The organism is Microbispora bryophytorum (genome assembly GCF_043197435.1).
Lineage (GTDB): Bacteria > Actinomycetota > Actinomycetes > Streptosporangiales > Streptosporangiaceae > Microbispora > Microbispora bryophytorum.
This window is the reverse complement of record NZ_JBICTF010000004.1, coordinates 514,809-532,344: the sequence shown is the minus strand read 5'-3', so window position 1 is coordinate 532,344 and position 17,536 is coordinate 514,809. Positions and strand designations below refer to the sequence as shown.

At 62.4% G+C, this 17,536-nt stretch carries 13 protein-coding genes and 1 pseudogene; 8 read left to right on the top strand and 6 right to left on the bottom strand.

Annotated elements, in window-relative coordinates:
* Positions 1-4: 4 nt before the first annotated feature.
* Positions 5-526, bottom strand: coding sequence for a MauE/DoxX family redox-associated membrane protein (locus ACGFIB_RS15960; protein ID WP_393372257.1), 522 nt, complete (start codon positions 524-526; stop codon positions 5-7).
* A 413-nt stretch (positions 527-939) separates the two neighbouring features.
* Here ACGFIB_RS15960 and ACGFIB_RS15955 point away from each other — a divergent pair, with 413 nt between their 5' ends.
* The gene (locus tag ACGFIB_RS15955) at positions 940-2,277 is read left to right on the top strand and encodes a penicillin-binding transpeptidase domain-containing protein (RefSeq protein ID WP_393372254.1); all 1,338 of its coding nucleotides are present in this window, start codon (positions 940-942) and stop codon (positions 2,275-2,277) included.
* A gap of 50 nt (positions 2,278-2,327) precedes the next feature.
* On the opposite strand, the gene ACGFIB_RS15950 is transcribed toward ACGFIB_RS15955, so the two are convergent.
* Complete coding sequence (locus ACGFIB_RS15950) at positions 2,328-3,401, bottom strand: FUSC family protein (protein WP_393372251.1); 1,074 nt, start codon at positions 3,399-3,401, stop codon at positions 2,328-2,330.
* A 224-nt stretch (positions 3,402-3,625) separates the two neighbouring features.
* On the bottom strand, positions 3,626-4,624 hold the full coding sequence (locus ACGFIB_RS15945) for a GlxA family transcriptional regulator (protein WP_142569402.1): 999 nt from the start codon (positions 4,622-4,624) through the stop codon (positions 3,626-3,628).
* A 255-nt stretch (positions 4,625-4,879) separates the two neighbouring features.
* Here ACGFIB_RS15945 and ACGFIB_RS15940 point away from each other — a divergent pair, with 255 nt between their 5' ends.
* Both ACGFIB_RS15940 and ACGFIB_RS15935 read left to right on the top strand, forming a co-directional pair.
* Complete coding sequence (locus ACGFIB_RS15940; protein ID WP_357288107.1) at positions 4,880-5,518, top strand: HD domain-containing protein; 639 nt, start codon at positions 4,880-4,882, stop codon at positions 5,516-5,518.
* A gap of 200 nt (positions 5,519-5,718) precedes the next feature.
* Positions 5,719-6,774 (top strand): methyltransferase, encoded by a 1,056-nt coding sequence (locus tag ACGFIB_RS15935; protein ID WP_393372246.1) that lies wholly within the window; start codon positions 5,719-5,721, stop codon positions 6,772-6,774.
* A gap of 62 nt (positions 6,775-6,836) precedes the next feature.
* Here ACGFIB_RS15935 and ACGFIB_RS15930 read toward each other — a convergent pair whose 3' ends face one another.
* Positions 6,837-6,965, bottom strand: a complete 129-nt coding sequence (locus tag ACGFIB_RS15930) for a hypothetical protein (RefSeq protein ID WP_393372242.1) — start codon at positions 6,963-6,965, stop codon at positions 6,837-6,839.
* 420 nt (positions 6,966-7,385) lie between these two features.
* Here ACGFIB_RS15930 and ACGFIB_RS15925 point away from each other — a divergent pair, with 420 nt between their 5' ends.
* The 4 genes from ACGFIB_RS15925 (at position 7,386) to ACGFIB_RS15910 (ending at position 12,970) form a co-directional block, all read left to right on the top strand.
* Positions 7,386-8,132 (top strand): hypothetical protein, encoded by a 747-nt coding sequence (locus ACGFIB_RS15925; RefSeq protein WP_393372239.1) that lies wholly within the window; start codon positions 7,386-7,388, stop codon positions 8,130-8,132.
* 854 nt (positions 8,133-8,986) lie between these two features.
* The gene (locus ACGFIB_RS15920) at positions 8,987-9,382 is read left to right on the top strand and encodes an effector-associated constant component EACC1 (protein WP_393372237.1); all 396 of its coding nucleotides are present in this window, start codon (positions 8,987-8,989) and stop codon (positions 9,380-9,382) included.
* Positions 9,372-11,537: a caspase, EACC1-associated type gene (locus tag ACGFIB_RS15915; RefSeq protein ID WP_393372234.1), complete on the top strand. Its 2,166-nt coding sequence runs from the start codon at positions 9,372-9,374 to the stop codon at positions 11,535-11,537. The genes ACGFIB_RS15920 and ACGFIB_RS15915 overlap by 11 nt, the downstream gene beginning before the upstream one ends.
* A 59-nt stretch (positions 11,538-11,596) precedes the next feature.
* Positions 11,597-12,970, top strand: a complete 1,374-nt coding sequence (locus ACGFIB_RS15910; protein WP_393372232.1) for a DNA methyltransferase — start codon at positions 11,597-11,599, stop codon at positions 12,968-12,970.
* Between the two features lie 46 nt (positions 12,971-13,016).
* Here the strand turns inward: ACGFIB_RS15910 and ACGFIB_RS15905 are convergent, their stop codons facing one another.
* Both ACGFIB_RS15905 and ACGFIB_RS15900 read right to left on the bottom strand, forming a co-directional pair.
* On the bottom strand, positions 13,017-14,030 hold the full coding sequence (locus ACGFIB_RS15905; RefSeq protein ID WP_393372229.1) for a hypothetical protein: 1,014 nt from the start codon (positions 14,028-14,030) through the stop codon (positions 13,017-13,019).
* Between the two features lie 2 nt (positions 14,031-14,032).
* Positions 14,033-16,402 (bottom strand): AAA family ATPase, encoded by a 2,370-nt coding sequence (locus tag ACGFIB_RS15900; protein WP_393372226.1) that lies wholly within the window; start codon positions 16,400-16,402, stop codon positions 14,033-14,035.
* A 699-nt stretch (positions 16,403-17,101) separates the two neighbouring features.
* Between ACGFIB_RS15900 and ACGFIB_RS15895 the strand changes: the two are divergent.
* Positions 17,102-17,533 (top strand): annotated as a pseudogene (locus ACGFIB_RS15895) (transposase); the annotation flags it as partial.
* Between the last annotated feature and the right edge of the window lie 3 nt (positions 17,534-17,536).

The following is a 17,536-nucleotide window of genomic DNA, read 5'->3' as shown; positions in this document are numbered from 1 at the left end:
TCCGTCAGGGTGAACTGGTGAACAGACCGGCGATCTCGCCGATCGCGGACAGCAGGACCGCCGCGGCTCCGGCCGCCAGGGCGGCCCCGGCAAGCCCGGCGGCCCCAAGGTCCGCGGGGACGGCTCCGGTCCCGGCGTGCACCGCTCCGGCCGCCGCTGCCACGATGAGCACGGCGTTGCGCGCGAGATGGCCCGGGCCCACCGGAACGGTGGAGGCGCCGAAGCAGCGGCAGGGGACCCGCCTGCCTCGCCGCAGCGTGACGACGACGGCCACGCTGAACGCCGCCAGCAGCCCGAGCGCGACGCAGAAGCCGGCGAGCGTGGTGGGCGGCCAGGCCAGCAGCGGCGCGACGGCGACCTCGGCGGCGACGACGAGCGCCGCGACGGGCCGGGCCGGCAGCCGCGTGAGGGCGCGAGTGGCCACCGTGAACTCCTCGTACGCCGCCCGCCCGCGCAGCTTGCTCACCGCGGACATGAGGAAGACGATGCCCGTGAGCAGCCGGCAGAAGGCGAAGAGATAGGCCACGGACGTCCTCATCCCCGGTCGGGCAGGCGGGTCGCCCACCACGCTAGGAACCGCCGTGGAACGCCGGGTACACGACGGCTACACGCGGCGATGTATCGGGGACGAACGCCCCGACGCCCCGCCCGACTCGCCCGACCGACGACCCGGTGTGCGACAGGCCGGTGTCCGCCGGGGGGCGAACGCTTCCGACGTCCATCGGTTCGTTCATCGGCGGGGCGGAAAACGTATTAACGGCATGTCCCTCGGGGATGACAGCGCGGCCTGTGGCCGTCATCAGCGAAATCACTCCGTCGAGAAATGGGTGCGGAATTTGCCGGTGTGATTCCGGGACTGCATCATGGGGTGAACGTTTCGGGCCGGTGAGGCAATCGGAGCATGGCGGAAACGCGGCCTAATGCGACCGAAGGGCGACGATGAAGGCATTTCTGGGTTTCCTGGGCGTCGCCACGCTGGGTGCGGTGGTCGCGGTTTTCGTGTTATTACGAAGCCCGGCGGGCGGCAATGGCGACAAGGAGCCTGTGGCCTCGGTTTCCGTCGCCGCCGCCTCCGCTTCCCCAGCGGCCCGGAAAAGCGTGCTGCTGGATGCCGAGGGCGCCGTCATCGAGGAGTTTTCCGGCGACTGCACGCACAGCGGATACCCCTACCTCTGCCGGTACGTCAGCAAGCAGCTTGTCGCCGAGGACCCGCAACTGCTCACCCGTGACGGCCTGACGATCCAGACGACGATCGACCAGCGGCTCCAGCGCACGGCGCAACAGGCCGTCGACGCCTACGTCCACCGCGACGACCCGCAGATCGCCACGCAGGTCGTGATCGTTCCAGGCGAAGGGGCCGTCAAGGCCATGGTCACCAGCCGTGATCCTGCCGATGGGCCAGGTCTCCAGCAGGGCACGACGGCGATGCCCTACGCTCTGGCCGCCGCGCTCGCCGCCGGTCTCCGGTACGACGACGGCTTCGTCGTCTCGGACGAGTACCGCGCCCAGCGCTTCACCGCGTTCAGAGACTGCGCGGGCCGGGCCGTCGGCGATATGCATGCCACCCTGCACAACCGGAAGAAGGTCGGAGCCCGGTTCGTCACCCTGCGGTCGGGCACCCGGGACGCGGTGAACACCTTCTTCATGCAACTGCAGGAGAAGGTGGGCCTGTGCGAGACCGTCCAGATGGCCCAGCGGCTCGGGCTCAGGAGCGCCGACGGGAAGCCGCTCCAGGAGATAGAGACGTTCACACTGGGGCCCAACAAGGCCGAACCCGTCTCGGTGGCCAATTCTTACGCGACCCTCGCCGCCCGCGGCCGCTTCTGCGAGCCGCGAGTGATCACGGAGATCCGCGACGGCTCGGGCGCCGGGCGCCCCTTCCCAGAGCACTGCGAGCAGGCCGTGGACCCGACAGTCGCCGACGCGGCCACCGGAGTGCTGGCGGACGTGCTGGCGAAGAGTTCGCTCAAGGGCGTCGGCCGCGAGGCGGCCGGCATGCCCGGCGAGGGCGACGCCTTCCGCACCGCCTGGTTCGCCGGTTACACCCCCGGCCTGGCCTCGGCCGTCAGCCTCGGCGACTCCCGTGATCCGCTGCGGCACCCACTGGTGGACGTCACCATCGGCGGCCGCCGCTATTCGCGGGTGGACGGCACGTCGGTGCCCGGCCTGATCTGGAAGAAGGCGATGACCGAAGCGCTGCGCGGCACACAGGAAACCCGCTTCGTCCGGCCGGACGCCGAGCGCTTCGGCGGCTGCCGCGACGCCTGCCCGCCCTGACCACCGCGGTCGTCCGACCCGACAGGGGGCAACACCCGGGGCGTTCGACCTCAGCCGTGCATGCTCTCGTCGCTCAGCTCGTCCAGCGGGGTCAGCGCGGCCGATGCCACGTCGTGATCCATGCCGGTCGCCTCGAGCAGGTCGACGGCGATGGAGCGCAGCTGCGCGATGATGACGTTCGCCGAGAAGCCCAGGTTCTTGGGCCGCTCACGCGCGGCAACGGCGAGCAACGCCTGCCGGGCCAGCATCGGTTCCCGTCCGGCCCCCAGTTCGAGCTGGAGCAGCAGCGCCGCCTCCGAGACTTCGCGCAGCAACTCGGCCAGGGCGACCGGCGGCGGGCTGGACTCCCCCATCGCCGCGAGCGTGCGGCGGACCAGAACGCGTGCGTTGCGCAGCGCCAGATCCACCGGTAGGGCCGCGGTCGTGTACCTGGCCAGTCTGGCCCGGTGATGCCAGCGCAGCGGCGAGATCCTGATGATCTCCTTGCTGTTCTCCAGCGCCGCCGCGAACTCCTCGACCGCCGTCTGAGTCCTGCGACCGCACTCCAGTGCCTCGGCGGCCAGGTCCGCATCGCCCTTTTCGATCGCCTCCGCCGCCTGTTCCAGCACGGTGGAGAAGGCGTCCAGCACGCCGGACAGGTGTTTTCCCGCGATGGTGAGCGGGCTGGCAGGCAGCAGGGCGACCGCGAGGATGCCGACGATGCCGCCGGTGAGCGCGTCGGCCATCCGGTCCAGCCCACCGCCGTCCTCGCCCGGCACCAGCATGGCGACCAGCACCGCGGACGACCCGGCCTGCGACACGAACAGCTCGCTGCTGTTCAACAGCCACGCGACGGTCATCGCCAGCGCGATCACGAGCGCGAGCTGCCAGGCGCCCGAGCCGATCCAGGACACCAGCAGGTCGCCGACGCCCACGCCCACGCTGACGCCGATCACCAGCTCGGCCAGCCTGCGCAGCCGCCGGCCGAACCCTATGCCGACACAGATCGTCACGGAGATGGGCGCGAAGAGGGGGTGAGCGTGGCCGAGCAGGTGAACGGCGACGATCCAGGCCAGCGCGGCGCCCAGGGTGCACTGCGCGATGGAGGGCCCGATCAGATTCAACGTGCCCAGCCGTTTCCTCATCTGATCACCGAGCCACGTTCGCACCCCTCCACGATCGCGGATCTTTATGACATTGGGATCACATTTGCCCCGAATCCTTCTGCTTCGAACCATTCGGTGAAGGCCGGGCTTACGGGCGGGGCGATCGCCCTGTCACCGTCACCTCGCACGGCTGTCCAGAGGGATGGGCCACCAGCCCGGGGCCGTCGTCACCGAGCGATACGGCGGCGCTACCCGGCCAGCGTCTAGGCTCTGCCGGACACGACCTGACCCGCCTCGGCGCGGCGGGTCGTGCCGAACCGGCGTTGGTAGGCGGCGGGGCTGATCGACAGCTTCCTGGCGAAAACCCGTCGCATGCTTTCGTAACTGGGGAACCCGGCGAGGGCCGCGGCCTGCGTCGCGGTGTGTCCTTGGTCGAGCAGCGCCCTGGCCATGTCGAATCGGATGTTCTCCACGTAGCGGGCCGGTGTCGTGGACAGCTCGTCGCGGAAAAGCCGGGTGAGATGCCGGGTGCTCACGTTGAGATGTTTCGCGAGTTCACCGAGAGAGTGGTTCCCGCAGGGGTCCGCCGTCACCAAGTCGGTGATCTTACGCAGAGCCGACGAGCGGGGCGGCGGTCCTTGCAGCGGCGCCGAGAACTGGGACTGGCCGCCCGCACGCTGCATGTACACCACCAAGGCGCGGGCGACGTCGCGCGCGAGGCCGGGCCCGTGGTCCTCCTCGACGAGGGCGAGCGCCAGGTCGATGCCGGCCGTCACCCCTGCCGACGTGTACATGGCGCCGTCACGAACGTAGATCGCGTCGGGCTCGACACGGCACGTCGGACACCGGGCGGCGAGCTCGTGCGCGACCTTCCAGTGCGTGGTCGCGCGCTTGCCGTCAAGGAGGCCGGCGGCGGCGAGGACGAACGCCCCGGTGCAGATCGACGCGACCCGGCCGGCCATTGCCGCCGGTGTCCGCGCGGCGTCCGCCAGGTCGGCGGGGACACGGGTGCGCGGATAGAGATCGGACCCGGCCACCACCAACGTGCCGAAAGCCGGCTCCGAGGAGACCGCGCCGTCCACCGCGATCCGGACCCCGAGGTTCGACGTGACGTCGGCACCGGTCGGCGACAGCAACACGATCCGGTAGTCGGCGCCGAAGCGGTTCGCCTCCTTGAACACCTCCGCGGGACCTGCGACGTCCAGCAACGTCACTCCGTCGTAGACGAGGATCGCGACGCCATGAGGGGTAGCGTCCGCCACTCCGGCCCCTCCGGAGCCGGAGCCGTGCGGTGACGGGCCCGGTGCCGCCGGCACTGACCGCTGTCGGATCGGCGATGCGGAAGGCATTGACACCGTTCATTGGTAGCACATCGTTATCGCAGATCACGGGCGCGCCCTGTCCGGATATAGGGGATTCCTGGCCAGACGAAGGCGGCACCGCACGCCGACCGGCGGGGAGCATGGAAGTCGGACATACGGTCCATAGTCCGACATAAATCCTGGAAGGTCAGGGTCATGCCAGAGGTCATCGCGGGGTTGGAGATTCCTGAGACAGCGGCGGTCGCCGAAGCGACCAGGCTCATCCAGGAGACGACCAGCCCCCTCATCTACCATCACTCCCGGCGGGTCTTCTTCTTCGGCCTGATTCACGCACACACGCTCGGTGTGGAGCCGGATCGGGAACTGCTCTATTTGGCGGCCATGTTCCACGACACCGGCCTCCTGACTCCCTTCTCCGACGTCGAGCAGCGCTTCGAAGTGGACAGTGCCGATCACGCGCGCAGGTTCCTCCTGGAGCGGGGTTTCTCGACGACCGCCGCCGACACCGTCTGGACGGCGGTCGCGCTGCACACCACGCCGGGGATCCCCGACCGGATGGCCCCCGAAATCGCGACCACGTACCTCGGCGTCCTGACCGACGTGATCGGCTTCGGCCTGGACGGACTGGAACACGATCGGCTGGGCGAAATCCTCGCAGCCCACCCACGGGGGGACTTCAAGAACGAGTTTCTGCGAGCCTACGTCGACGGGCTCAAGGACCGTCCGGAAACCACGAACGGCACCGTGAACTCCGACGTGCTCGAGCACTTCATCCCCGGCTTCCAGCGCACGACGACCGTCGAGCGCATCCTCGGCTCGCCCTGGCCGAGCTGACCGGACATCACCCGAGGCCACGCGGCGAACGGTGTGAGGCGCTCCGACGACGAGCAGAGCGCGCCGTCCCCGATCCACCCGCATTCCGAAACGGCCTCCGCGTTCGCCCGCCACCGCCGCACGCCAGGAAAGACGGTCATTCAGGTCGCGACGGAAGCGGATGCCTGTCCCGGCACCAACGAGATGACGTACGGAGCACCATGAGGGAAACACCAGAGACAGCGCCAGGACACGAGGACGCGGCCCTTGAGCGGGAGCGCGACTTCGGCAGGCTGCTCCAAATGATCACCGGCCACGGGGTGGCGCAGATCGTCCGGACGGCGGCAACTCTGTCGATCATGGACCATATCGCCGCCGGGGCACGTACAGCCGATGAAGTCGCCGAACGGGCATCCACCCATCCGGCCACGACCTACCGCCTGATGCGGGCGTGCGCCTCCATCGGGCTGCTCGCCTACGAAGGCGACGGCAGGTTCGCCCCCACCCCGATGGGAGAACTGCTGCGCGAGGGGGTCCCCGGTTCACTGCGCGACACCACCCTCCACCTCGCGGGTTACTCGACCTGGGTGAGCTGGGCGCACCTTCCCGAAGCCGTGCGCGAGGGCAGAACTCAGGTATACAAGGCGCTGGGCATGGACCAGTTCACCTACTTCGCCCAGCATCCCGAGGAGGGCGACGCCTTCGCCTCCAGCGGGTCGAGCATGTCGGAGATCGTGGCCGCCGAGGCGGCGAGCATGCTCGACCTCTCGGGTGTCTCGTCGGCCGTCGACGTGGGCGGCGCCAACGGCCGGCTCGTGCTCGGGCTGATGCAGGCCAGCCCCGCTCTGCACGGCATCGTCCTGGACAGGCCGGAGGTGACCGTCGCGGCTGCCCGTGCCGCCGAGGAACTCGGCCTTTCCGACCGCTTCAGTGCGGTGCAGGGCGACTTCTTCGAAGAGGTCCCCGCAGCGGACCTGTACCTGCTGAAGTGGATCCTGCATGACTGGGACGACGAAGCATGCGTTCGCCTTCTTCGCAACTGCCGTGCCGCCGCCCGGCCCGGAGCGCGTGCCCTCGTCTTCGAACTCGTGCTCGGCGAGGTCGGCACGCCGGACTTCGGCGCTGTGGCGGACATGAACATGCTGTCCGTCACCGACGGGGGCCGGGAACGACACCTGCACGAGTACGACGCCCTGTTCACGGCCGGAGGATGGCGCCGGGTCTTCGCTCGACCCACTCGTTCGCCACTCTGGATCATGGAACTCGAGGCCGCCTGACGCCGGCGAACCCCGCCTGTCCCTCCACCAGTACGGCAGGCGGGGTTCTCGCTGCTCAGGGGCTACTTGAGGAGCTGGCGGACCATGACGACGCGCTGGATCTGGTTGGTGCCCTCGTAGATCTGGGTGTTCTGCGGGGTGCTCTTGGCCCACCTGGGCCGACTACCCGAACGGGCCTTTGACCAGGGCATACGCTTCTCGTACCTGCGGCGGTTTATCACTGTCTTACGTGCTCTCGCGGAACACTCACGGAACAAGATCACAGTTCTTGGCGCTCCAGCCGATCCTGGTCCCTGGGGCTAAGGATGGCTTGGCAGCCGTTGCAACGAGTCGCTTTCGCTGTCCGGTGCCACAGCCCCAGACCGCAGGGCCGCCAGGTTCAAACACAAGAAGCAGCAAGGAAGGTGACCTTCCGCTTTTCAGGCGGACCAATCACCCTGCTCAGGTAGCGGAGACCCTGGTCAGAAGGTGGTGGGCGGTAGCCGAAGTGAGCCCGTGTGCGGGGACGTTGCTGTCAGCGCTGCTGTCATCGCCCTTGCGGGATCACGACCTTCGTCCGCTACTGTCGCCCGAGTCGATCTACCAGGAAGCGGGGGAACGGAGAGGCCGTCGTGACGCAGGCATCTCATGCGGAGACGCGCCTCTCTGTAGAGGCACTCCGCTTCGGGGCGGTCCTGGCCGCCTCCGGGTCGGTCATCCTGAAGACCTCCAGGATCAGCGCGGCAGCGCTGAACGTCGGGATCTGCTGGGGAGCCGACTCCGTCGCTCCCTTCGTCATGACGACGAGCCCGTGGTGGCAGCTGCTGTCGTGGGGCGAACTCCTGCTGCCGGTGGTCCTGGCCGGTCTCCTGGTGTGCGCCCCGCGCCGGACCACGCTCCTCGGAAGCGCGGCGGTCTGTGCCGTCCTCGCGTTCAGGCTGCTCGCGATCTCCCTCCCGTCCGGTACCCACCCCCTCACCGACCGGCCCCTTCCCGTCGATGAGCCTTGGCCGTCGATCGTCTGCTACGCCGTGGCCATCGTCGCGCTGCTTGTGGCGGCACGTTCGCCCCTGCCTCCGGCGCGGAAGGGAATCGTGCTCTGGGCGGCGGCCATCGTGGCGGCTGCGTGGACGGTCGGCCGGCTCTTTCTGCCGATCGGTGAGTCCACCTCCTTCGGCTGGTTCGCCTACGCACCGTCGGTGGAACTGCTGTGGAAGCGCCCCGGGGCGTGGGCCTGCAAGGCCGACGTGGACGGTGTGCTTATCGTGCTCATCGCCTTGGCCGCGCTGGCCGGCGGCGTCATGGCAGGCCAACGCGACACCGGGTCGCGTGGGGGATCGGTGCGCTCCTCCTCCTCGCCGCCGTCGAGGGGTTCGTGACGGTTCTCATCGTCGCGGGCGCCGAATACCTCGCGTACGCGACCAAGATGATCCGATGGCACCTCCTGGCCGCAGCGGCGCTCGTCATCGTGACCACTTTCTGGGATCGACTCCCAGCGACTGAGCCTGAAGAGCCTCACCCGCTGTAGAGGTAGACCGGGGATCGCTGGAGACCCCTTCATTACGAGCGAGAACCTGATCGTCCACAGCCGTCCATCCTGCTCGAGATTGCCTGTTAGGAAAGGAGGTATAGGGGCAGCCAGTCCACCGCCGTCCAAAGTCATCCGCAGCCATCGTTAGCATTCCCGTTAGCAAGATCGGTGCTCAGCCCTCGTGCTTCGATGGCAAGTGGACCCGTACCGCAGGGCCGCCAGGCCCGAGGAACGGAAGCCGCGCGGCAGCATGTGTGTGATCGTAGGCCGGATGCATAGGCGTGTGGGTCGCTGCCGTCAGCGCTGTGTCGCCTAAACCCTAGTCATCCGGCGGCGAGGCCCGACCGAAGGGTCTCGGAGTCGATCGCCCCGATCGCGGCGATGGGCGAAGCGAGCGATCGTCGCAGCCTCGCTCAGCCTCAGCATCTAGTTACAAGGCGCGACGGAGGAGGGCTGCCCTAGCGATCGCCCCAGCCTGTACCTCGGGCGACGAAGCCGGCGACCCTTACGGCCTCAGCTACTTCCGGCCTGTGCAACCGATGCCCGCAATAGAAGAGCAAGGACGATGTGGCTGGCGCGCTCGTCATTCATGGCCCTTCGCACACCTTTACTGATACAGAGGCTCTCGCCACCGATAAATTTGAGGGAGGATAGCCCTCCTAGAAGGACTCGCCAGGGCGTGGCGTAGACCTTCGACTTCGCGTGCTGCTGGAGTACGCCCGAGTGACGGAGCTAGATGTGCAAGCAGTACTACGGATCACCAGTGACGACGCGGTCAGCGACCTGTCTTCACTGCTCGCATGGCTGCAAAGCCAACGCGAACTGCAGGGATTGGTGCGGGCGGTTAGCCGTCCCCCCTCGCCGGACGAGCTTGGTGGGGCTGTTGAACTGCTCACCGTTGCGCTCGGTTCGGGTGGCATGGGCGTCGTGCTGACCCGGGCGCTCACTGTATGGCTGACGAACCGGAAAGCCGATGTGAACCTGACCGTTACTACCGAAGCTGGCACGGTGACACTTGAGGCCAAACGGGTAGATAATGCGCTACCACTGCTACAGGAAGTCCTAAAACAGGAAAACACCAAAAAAGATGAGACCTGATCCGGTGGCATGGCAGGACTCAAGAGCAATCCTGATCGGAGTATCCACCTATCGGGACGAACGACTACCCAAGATAGTCGCTGCAGCTAACAGTCTCCAACAACTAAGAGGTGTGGTCACTTCTCCGCATCTATGCGGATGGCCAGCAGATCGGGTTACTATTCTATCTGATCCGTCCGACAGTCGAACCGTCGCGAAGCAGATACGGCAATTGACACAAGAAACTCGAGACGTCCTGCTGCTATATTACGTCGGCCACGGAACCCTAACCCCTTACAGCGAACTATGCCTATCAGTTACAGACACCGATGCCGACGATCCCGACCTGACCGGGGTGGAGTATAGTCGCATTCGCTCGGCACTCATAGATAGCCCAGCACGCGTCAAAATGGTCATCCTGGACTGCTGCTACTCCGGCCGCGCAATTAGAACACTCGCCAATCAGGCTACTGTAGTAGCCGATGCCACCGAAATCGCTGGCACATATACTCTAACAGCGAGTGACCTCGCCGCGCATGTTCCACCCCCGGAAAAGCAGACCGACGCATGCACCTCCTTTACGTCCGAGCTAGTGGATTTAATCCGAACTGGCATTCCAGACAAAGACGACCCGCTTACCTTGGGCACTCTGTATATAGAGCTGCGTCGTCGACTTCGCGCTCGCGGCCTACCAGACCCGAATCAGCGAGGCACCGACACGGCTCACAGCTTCGCCTTCACTCGGAACGCCGCTACATCGCAACACGGTATAACCGCCCTCAAAGACGTTGTTCCCTCAGCAGCGCTTGCGCACCAACATCTACAGCCAGGACTAGGCACCGAGACTCGCGTTGGCCGCATACCAGGTAAGTCTCCCGTTAAGCCGAATGAACTGTACAAGCTTAACCGAATCCCTTTAGGGGAAGGAACGTTCTCGCAGGTATTTCTTGCAGAACATCGCATAACTGGCGATCAAGTGGCACTTAAGAGAGCCAGACCGAACAAGAACGCTCGAGCTCGGATTCAGCGCGAGATCGAAGTCCAACTCCTACTCTCGCCACATCCACACATTATGTCAATTATCGATTTTGATCCCGGACTTCGCTGGTACACCATGCCGGTCGCCAAAGGCACATTGAGAGACCTCCGAGACGGTTTGAATGAAGACGACCTAGCATCTATCATCAACGACCTTTCCTGGGCTCTCGAGGCCGCACATGAGCAAGACCTTGTACATCGCGACATCTCGCCTATGAACATTCTTGCATTAGCGAACGAAGTCACTCATCAACATCAATGGGTGCTCGCGGACTGGGGTATGGTACGGCGTGCCTATGGTAGTAACTCAGCACGACTGACCCGCACCGGCGCTAGCGCTGGAACTCCTGGGTTTGACGCGCCCGAACTCGCGAACGACGCTCAGAATGCCTCGGCCGCTGCCGACATATATTCCCTCGGCCGTGTTGCCGCCTGGTTCCTAACCAAAAAAATGCCGTCCTCGGGGCATCCGCTACTCCCCGAGGGCCCTGCGTTGCACTGGAGAATGTTCGTAAAGGCGTGCACGGAAAATGACCTGAGCGATCGAGTCACGAGCATGCCCGAGATGCGAGAAGCGCTCACCAACGTATTCCTGCTACAGGAAGATCCGCCGGCACAACGGATACGACGCCTACTCGAAAATACGACTAAAGACCACACCGATCTAAAAGCTCTTATGGAGTATGCGCAAGCCTATTCTTCCGATGCGGGGCTCTATATCGACCATGTGGCATGGGTTCCAACGGGGAAACTTCAGGCATGGGCCGTTGACCATCCCTCCCTCGCCTCTCAAATTGCAGTCCACATGGCTCAGCATGTACGAACCAGTCACTGGGGAGATCGAGATCGCGAGCACATTGTATTCCCATTGACGTTTATTTTTACGATTCTCCAATCCCTTACCGAAGCGCATCAATTCGCTCAAGCCATGGATGTGGCGACATGTTACTTCGCAGCAGAGGCATCGTGGGCGTGCGATCGGCAACGTGACCGGACTGTGCAATGGCTATCGGATCTCAACGCGCCTGCCGACGCTGTCATAGCACGGGCTCTCACGAGCCAACTCGACCTAGTCGACTACTATCGACCAGGGATGACGCCGCGGAGCCCGACTCTAAAAGCGATCTTTAAGATGTGACCCAGCTCACACCGTTGCCACCGTGGTGTTCCGCCCCATCACCGTGGTGCAATAGGCAGATGCCGACGCCTGCAACTAACCCCAGACGGGAAGAAACGCCATCAAATATGGACAAAACTCCTAGGGTGCTCCCTACCGAGCCATCAAGTGGGCGAGGGCGCCGCCATGGTACCAGTAGCACTGAACCCTTCGATCGATGGTTCCGATATCCGGCGGGTTTCGCGTCGGATTACGCTGCAACGCTCTTGGAACACCTCAGCCTGAGCCACCGAGGGATCGTAGTGGACCCCTTCGCTGGATCTGCGGTAACCGGTACAGCTGCACAGCGTTTGGGGCTGTCGTTCTACGGCATCGAGACCCACCCACTCATTGCCGAACTGGGGCAACTGAAACTTCAGGAGCCTCCTGCGGCGGGAGCCAGTCTTACAATTGCATGCGAAAGGCTGATCGAAGCAGGAAACAAAATCCTCAGCACAAAAGACACGCCAGACCTCGACCGTGAGACCAGCCTCGTTCAGCAGTGCTTCGCTAAGGACACATTAATACAACTTGTCACATTGCGTGATTTGATTCGTGCAGGCGAAGCCGGCGTTTGGACTTCTTACCTAAAATGGGCACTGCTAGCGACGCTGCGTGATGTCGCATCAGCTCGCGTTGGTTGGCCCTATCAACGTCCAGCCAACCAGCGACAGCCACAGTACAAAGATGTTGTCAATCGTTTGCGGCAGAGGGCCCAAATGATGGCTGAGGACCTAGATCGCTTCTATGAATATCAAGCACCATCACGAACTGATAATCGCTATACAAGCCAGCTAGTGTGCGGGGATGCCCGGATTTCCGAGTCATGGGCCAAACTTCCCACTACTGGTGCACATGGCTGTGTGTCATCCCCTCCGTATCTCAACAACTTTGACTACGCTGATGCAACGCGCCTCGAATTGTACTTTTGGGGAGACGCGACCAATTGGTCTGAGATGTGTGGCCATGTGCGCTCAGGGATGATTACGGCCACGACCCAACAAAGTAGCGTGGGAGCAGCTGCTGCCGCTACACAACAATTACGAGCTTTTGGGTCTACCGCAGAAAAGATAGAAATACTTACCGGCCAACTGCGCGAGGAGCGTCTAGCCCGTACCCGGGGCAAAGAATATGACCGCGTCGTTCCTGCATATTTCGCCGCGATCGCCCAAGTGCTCCGCAATCTAGCCAATGCCCTTTCCTCAAGGGCCCCAGCCGTACTACTGATCGGCGACAGCGCTCCCTATGGGGTTTATATAGACACTCCTACATTGATTGCCGAGCTTGCTCAGCAGTGTGGACTTGATCGCGAAAAGGATATCGTGCTACGGCGACGGGGGCTTCGATGGGCTTCCAACAGTCAACGTCACGACGTACAACTGTCTGAGCGTCTCGTACTCTTGCGTCGGCAGTGAATGCGCATCATTGCTGGCATACGTCCAGCATGCATGACCGCCGGCCCTATTGGCCAGCCATCGATCTGGCCTTAGAGAAGCTTTCAACCAAGCGTTGTTTGAGATCGCTAGTTTCCGCCTTCCGATCGAACACCATGGATCGATACGCAAGCGCATGCGTACTAGCCTTAAACGCGGCAACGAGATCATCGTATGCTTGCTCTAGCGTGTTTGCACTGATAGGGCGACGAGCGAGGTCTACGCCAAGAAATGCGATGACATCATCGACGGCCTTCTCGGGAACAAAGATTAGCTTTTCCCCAGGCTTGTCACCGGGCTCTACCAATAGGCGATGCGCCAACCTTCGTCGTGCTTCCGTCAAAGGCCATCCGCCTTTAAGCCTCTGCTCACCCGACGACCTTCCCCGCCTACTTACGTGAATCGTGCTAGCGAAGGCCTCAGCACCGGCATGGATCGCCGAATCTACATCTTTCCCATCTTGCGTGTTATGGTCCCTCTGAATCACAGCACGCCTCACCGTGGTAGATCGGTTGACTAGCAGGGCAAGTACCAAACCAACTGAGACGAGTTGCAACGGCTCTTTGCCGTTGCCGCTGCGTAGATCAATGACTTGATTCAAACGATGCATCGCCCATTGGCGATAAGTACTCAATGCCTCGCGCTCTATATTGCCTATTGCGGAATCCGATAGCGCAATGTAGTTACCCTCATTTCGGCTCGTGGAAAGAAGCTCTATCATGAGCCTGGCCTCCACTCCGACGAGTAGTACGTCTTCCCCTGCTTCGACCACTAGAGGCTTGCCAAATTTAGCGATCCTCTCCCGCATATGAGGAGATGCAGGTTCTACGGCCGCCAACCGTGTTCTGAGTGACTGCCCTCTTGCAACTGGATCGAAGAAATGGCGGCATCGGTCGAGATCTGACTGTAGATCCGATATTTCGGAGTCATAACAGGCGCTCCAAAGCGACATAAGGTCGTTGAGCAGCGTCGAACACTCCGTCTGGGTGAGCACAGCAGGAACCCCAAACACGGAACGTGTAGATGCGTCAGCACTGTTCATACTTACAAGGATTCCGCATAGTAGCCATGGCGGGCAAGCATCGCCCTTCGATCCGTCCCAATAGCGTTCGGGGACGGCGGGGCGTTGAGACTTGTCGGTAGAATCAGAACGACTTGGTCATCCGGAACACGCTTGTTCCGCTTTCTCAAATCCTCAACGAGGTCAGCGATACGTCTCCCGTCCAGGTATGCCCCGAACTCATCCAAGGCGATCAGGCGGTTCGGCGTTGATACGCTATCGCGTTCGAGCTGCAACAATTGGGCGCGGGTGTAGGCAAAGGCCTGCTCTCCGCTCGAGAATCCTGCGAGCGGGCGTGTGAAACGTTCTCCGTCAAGCGACCAAGATAGTGTCAGATTGCGAGGATCGAAGCGTACATCATCACCACCGCCGAACAATGCCTCCTTCATTGATTCGTCATCAAGCCACGCCCGAGCTTCTTCTGCAAGCCACGCCGCCGCCAGGCTTGGATCGTAGACGCCATTCGTCAGAGAATGTTCGGGATGCTCGATCGTTGCAGCCAATCCCTTCAGCTGTGCGCTCAGGGTTTCGATTGCTCGCTTTGTGTCATCGATCACTCCTCGGGCGCTTTTTACACGATTAAGAAGTTCATCCAGCAGCCTCATCTGCTCGTCCGTGGAAAGCTCTTGGACCTTAGCCAAGCTCGGGAGAGCACGGTTCAACCAAACATAGGAGTCGTTGGTGGCCAGCTCAGCTACGACTTGATGCACCCCGTTCAGGTATTTCTTGGCCTCTCGGGTGGCCGAAGCCAGCTCAACCGACGCCTGAACTTCTTCCTTGCTAAGTTGTGCTAGATGGTCTTCTGACTTTTTCAGTTCATTTCGCAGGTAGGACTGACTTACTTCGGCCTCCCTGCAGAGGCGGTCAAGTTCCTCCAGCAGCTCTTCCTCGGTCTGACCACCACCAATCAAGGCAAGCTCGGAGCGGAGCCGATCGATAGAAGACTGGAGACTGCGGCCTTGCTGGTCGCACTCATTGCGTTCCTTGGTCATTTCATCGAGGCTGCGCCCTCCCTTTCCGGGAAGTCCTGCTGCCGCCTTGACCAGCTTTGATTCAGCATCTCTCAGTTTATTTTCAGCATCTTCAGACGCCGCAAGTTTTTGCAAGACCTCTTTCAGGTCACGAAGCCGTAGACGGGCCTTATCGATATTTTCATTGAGCTGCTGCTCGTCGCTATTTGGATGCGCTGCGGAGAGCTTTTCCAATTGATGCTTGCATGCACTATGCAGTGAGAGGACGGTCCACTTTGGCGTCTCCTGATCCACGTCGAGCAGTACCTTGTCGCCGAGATCAGAGGCGACAGCCAGCTCTAGACGGGACACCAAGTCCTCGAGCAGTGTGGCGAGCATTGGGCCGGCGTTCACATGCGGTAGGGCATCCTGAAGTTGCGTTAGTCGTTGTTCGACGAGCGCGATCTCCCTTTCAACACTGCCGTGTGCTGGGGAAACACCTACTCGGGCAGCAGTTTCCCTTAGCTCCTTGGCAGCTGCGTGTTGACTTCTAGTACAGCGTTCCAATGCTTTCTGCGCTCGGACGAATGCCTTCTCGGCTCGCTGATTACTGTCTTGTCTCGCATATGCAGCCTCGATTTCCGCGTCCAAGGCTTCCTTGCGCATGTCCACTGTCGCAAGTTCGCTTTCCAGCCTCGACAACCGTTCTTGGTGTCGGGGCGTGGCTCCTCGCAGAGCATCAAGGCGATCTGCCGTTGCGACAGCAGTCGTGAGCAGATCGACCCGTTTACGCGCTTCTCTGGCACGCTGGGATATTTCGCGCACCATAGTTTCAGCACGACCAGCCGCTTTGAGCGCAAGTCGAACGCGGTCGGTGGAGCATGATTCCAGCAACTTGACTAAGCCGAACAACGGTGCATCGACGGCGTCCGCTCGTTCATCTGCTGAATGCCATGCCGATAGGATGTGTCCGCCTATGTGCGCACGCGAAGCCAGAATGGTTTCGGGGGTCTCAGCGATATTGAGGTGGTGTACCTGCAGCAACGATGCTGCATCCCTCAAACTTTTCTTACGTCCGTCGATAGCGACACGCACCATGTCCTCTTTCAGAGGCTTGGCTTGGCTGCGCGCATTTTCCTCCCAGTGATTTGGTTCCAGAAGCCATTCTATCTCGCGAACCTCGTTGAGTTGGGTGGCTACAACTCGAGCGCGAATCAGTTCTGAGCAGAACGTGCGCCATGTCACATCGTTGAACGGCTGTTTACCTGTGCACAATTGAAGAAGCTTGATCGCACTCGTCTTTCCAACGCCATTGTAGCCTTCAATTTTGCACAGCGACGTTGACGGAATCTCACTGATGATCTTTAAGCCCCGACGACACTCGGCCTCAATCACTACGCGCATTGGCTACCAGCCTCTCCGTGATATTAATTGGGTCGAAGTCGTCGCAGTTAGCTAGTGCCTCTAGGAGTTCCATACTAAACAGCGGGTGAGGTGGCCATTTATCTTTTTGCCCTGCAGTGCTGATAGCCCGTTCAACATCTAGGACTATCCTCAGCATCTGCTCGCCGAACTCGTTCGCACTGTCCATAGACAGCCCTTCCCGCTGGTTAGCCAGCCTCAGCAGTCAACCGTGTGAGCTCTAGATAGGCGCTTAGTCTATCTCCCTATCTGCTTGATGGAAGGGGCATGACTGCAACGCTTTTGACGCAGCATGCCTCTGGTGCGCCGCCGCTGGTGGTGCACTCTGGCGCTTTTCAGCGATACTCTCGATCTTCACCTCTGGGCTCCCAGTGGCTGTGATCCAGATCATGCATCGTTGGAGTACACGTATCCGACGATACCGAGCGCTGGGCGGCGATGGCCGCGACCAGCCGAAGAGCCGCAGCGCGGCCATCGACCGCCCGACTCTTGGCAGAACGCCGCAGGCGGGCTGCCCTTGATAGCGAGAAGAAAAGTTTCTTCCGGCAGCCGGACGGGTCTTGTCCTACCTCGGGCTGAGGGACTGTACAAACAACGGTGTAACTCCTGATCAAGGAGACACCTGTGACGAGTACGGTGATCCAGGCATCTGAGGCGATGGACCTGGAGGACGCCGCGGTGGCGCGGAAAAAGCATGAGGCGTCGGATCGCGAGCTGGTGGCCAGGCTGGTCGACCAGGCCCGCGCCGAGGCCGCAGCACTCGAGCGGTTCATGGAGTTCGCCGAGGTCTGGGGCGGTAAGTACCCGGCGATCGTCAAGCTGTGGGAGGACGCCTGGGCGGAGTTCGTGCCGTTCCTGTCCTTCGATGTGGAGATCCGCCGGGCCGTTTGCTCGACGAACGCGATCGAGTCGGTCAACGCCCGGATCCGCCGGGCGGTCAAGGCCCGCGGCCACTTCCCCAACGAGCAGGCCGCGCTGAAGTGCGTCTACATGGCCGTCATGAGCCTGGACCCGACGGGCAAGGGCCGCAAACGCTGGATGAACCGATGGAAGGCCGCCCTGAACGCCTTCGAGATCACCTTCGAAGGCCGACTGTCAGCAACCCGCCGCTAGAAC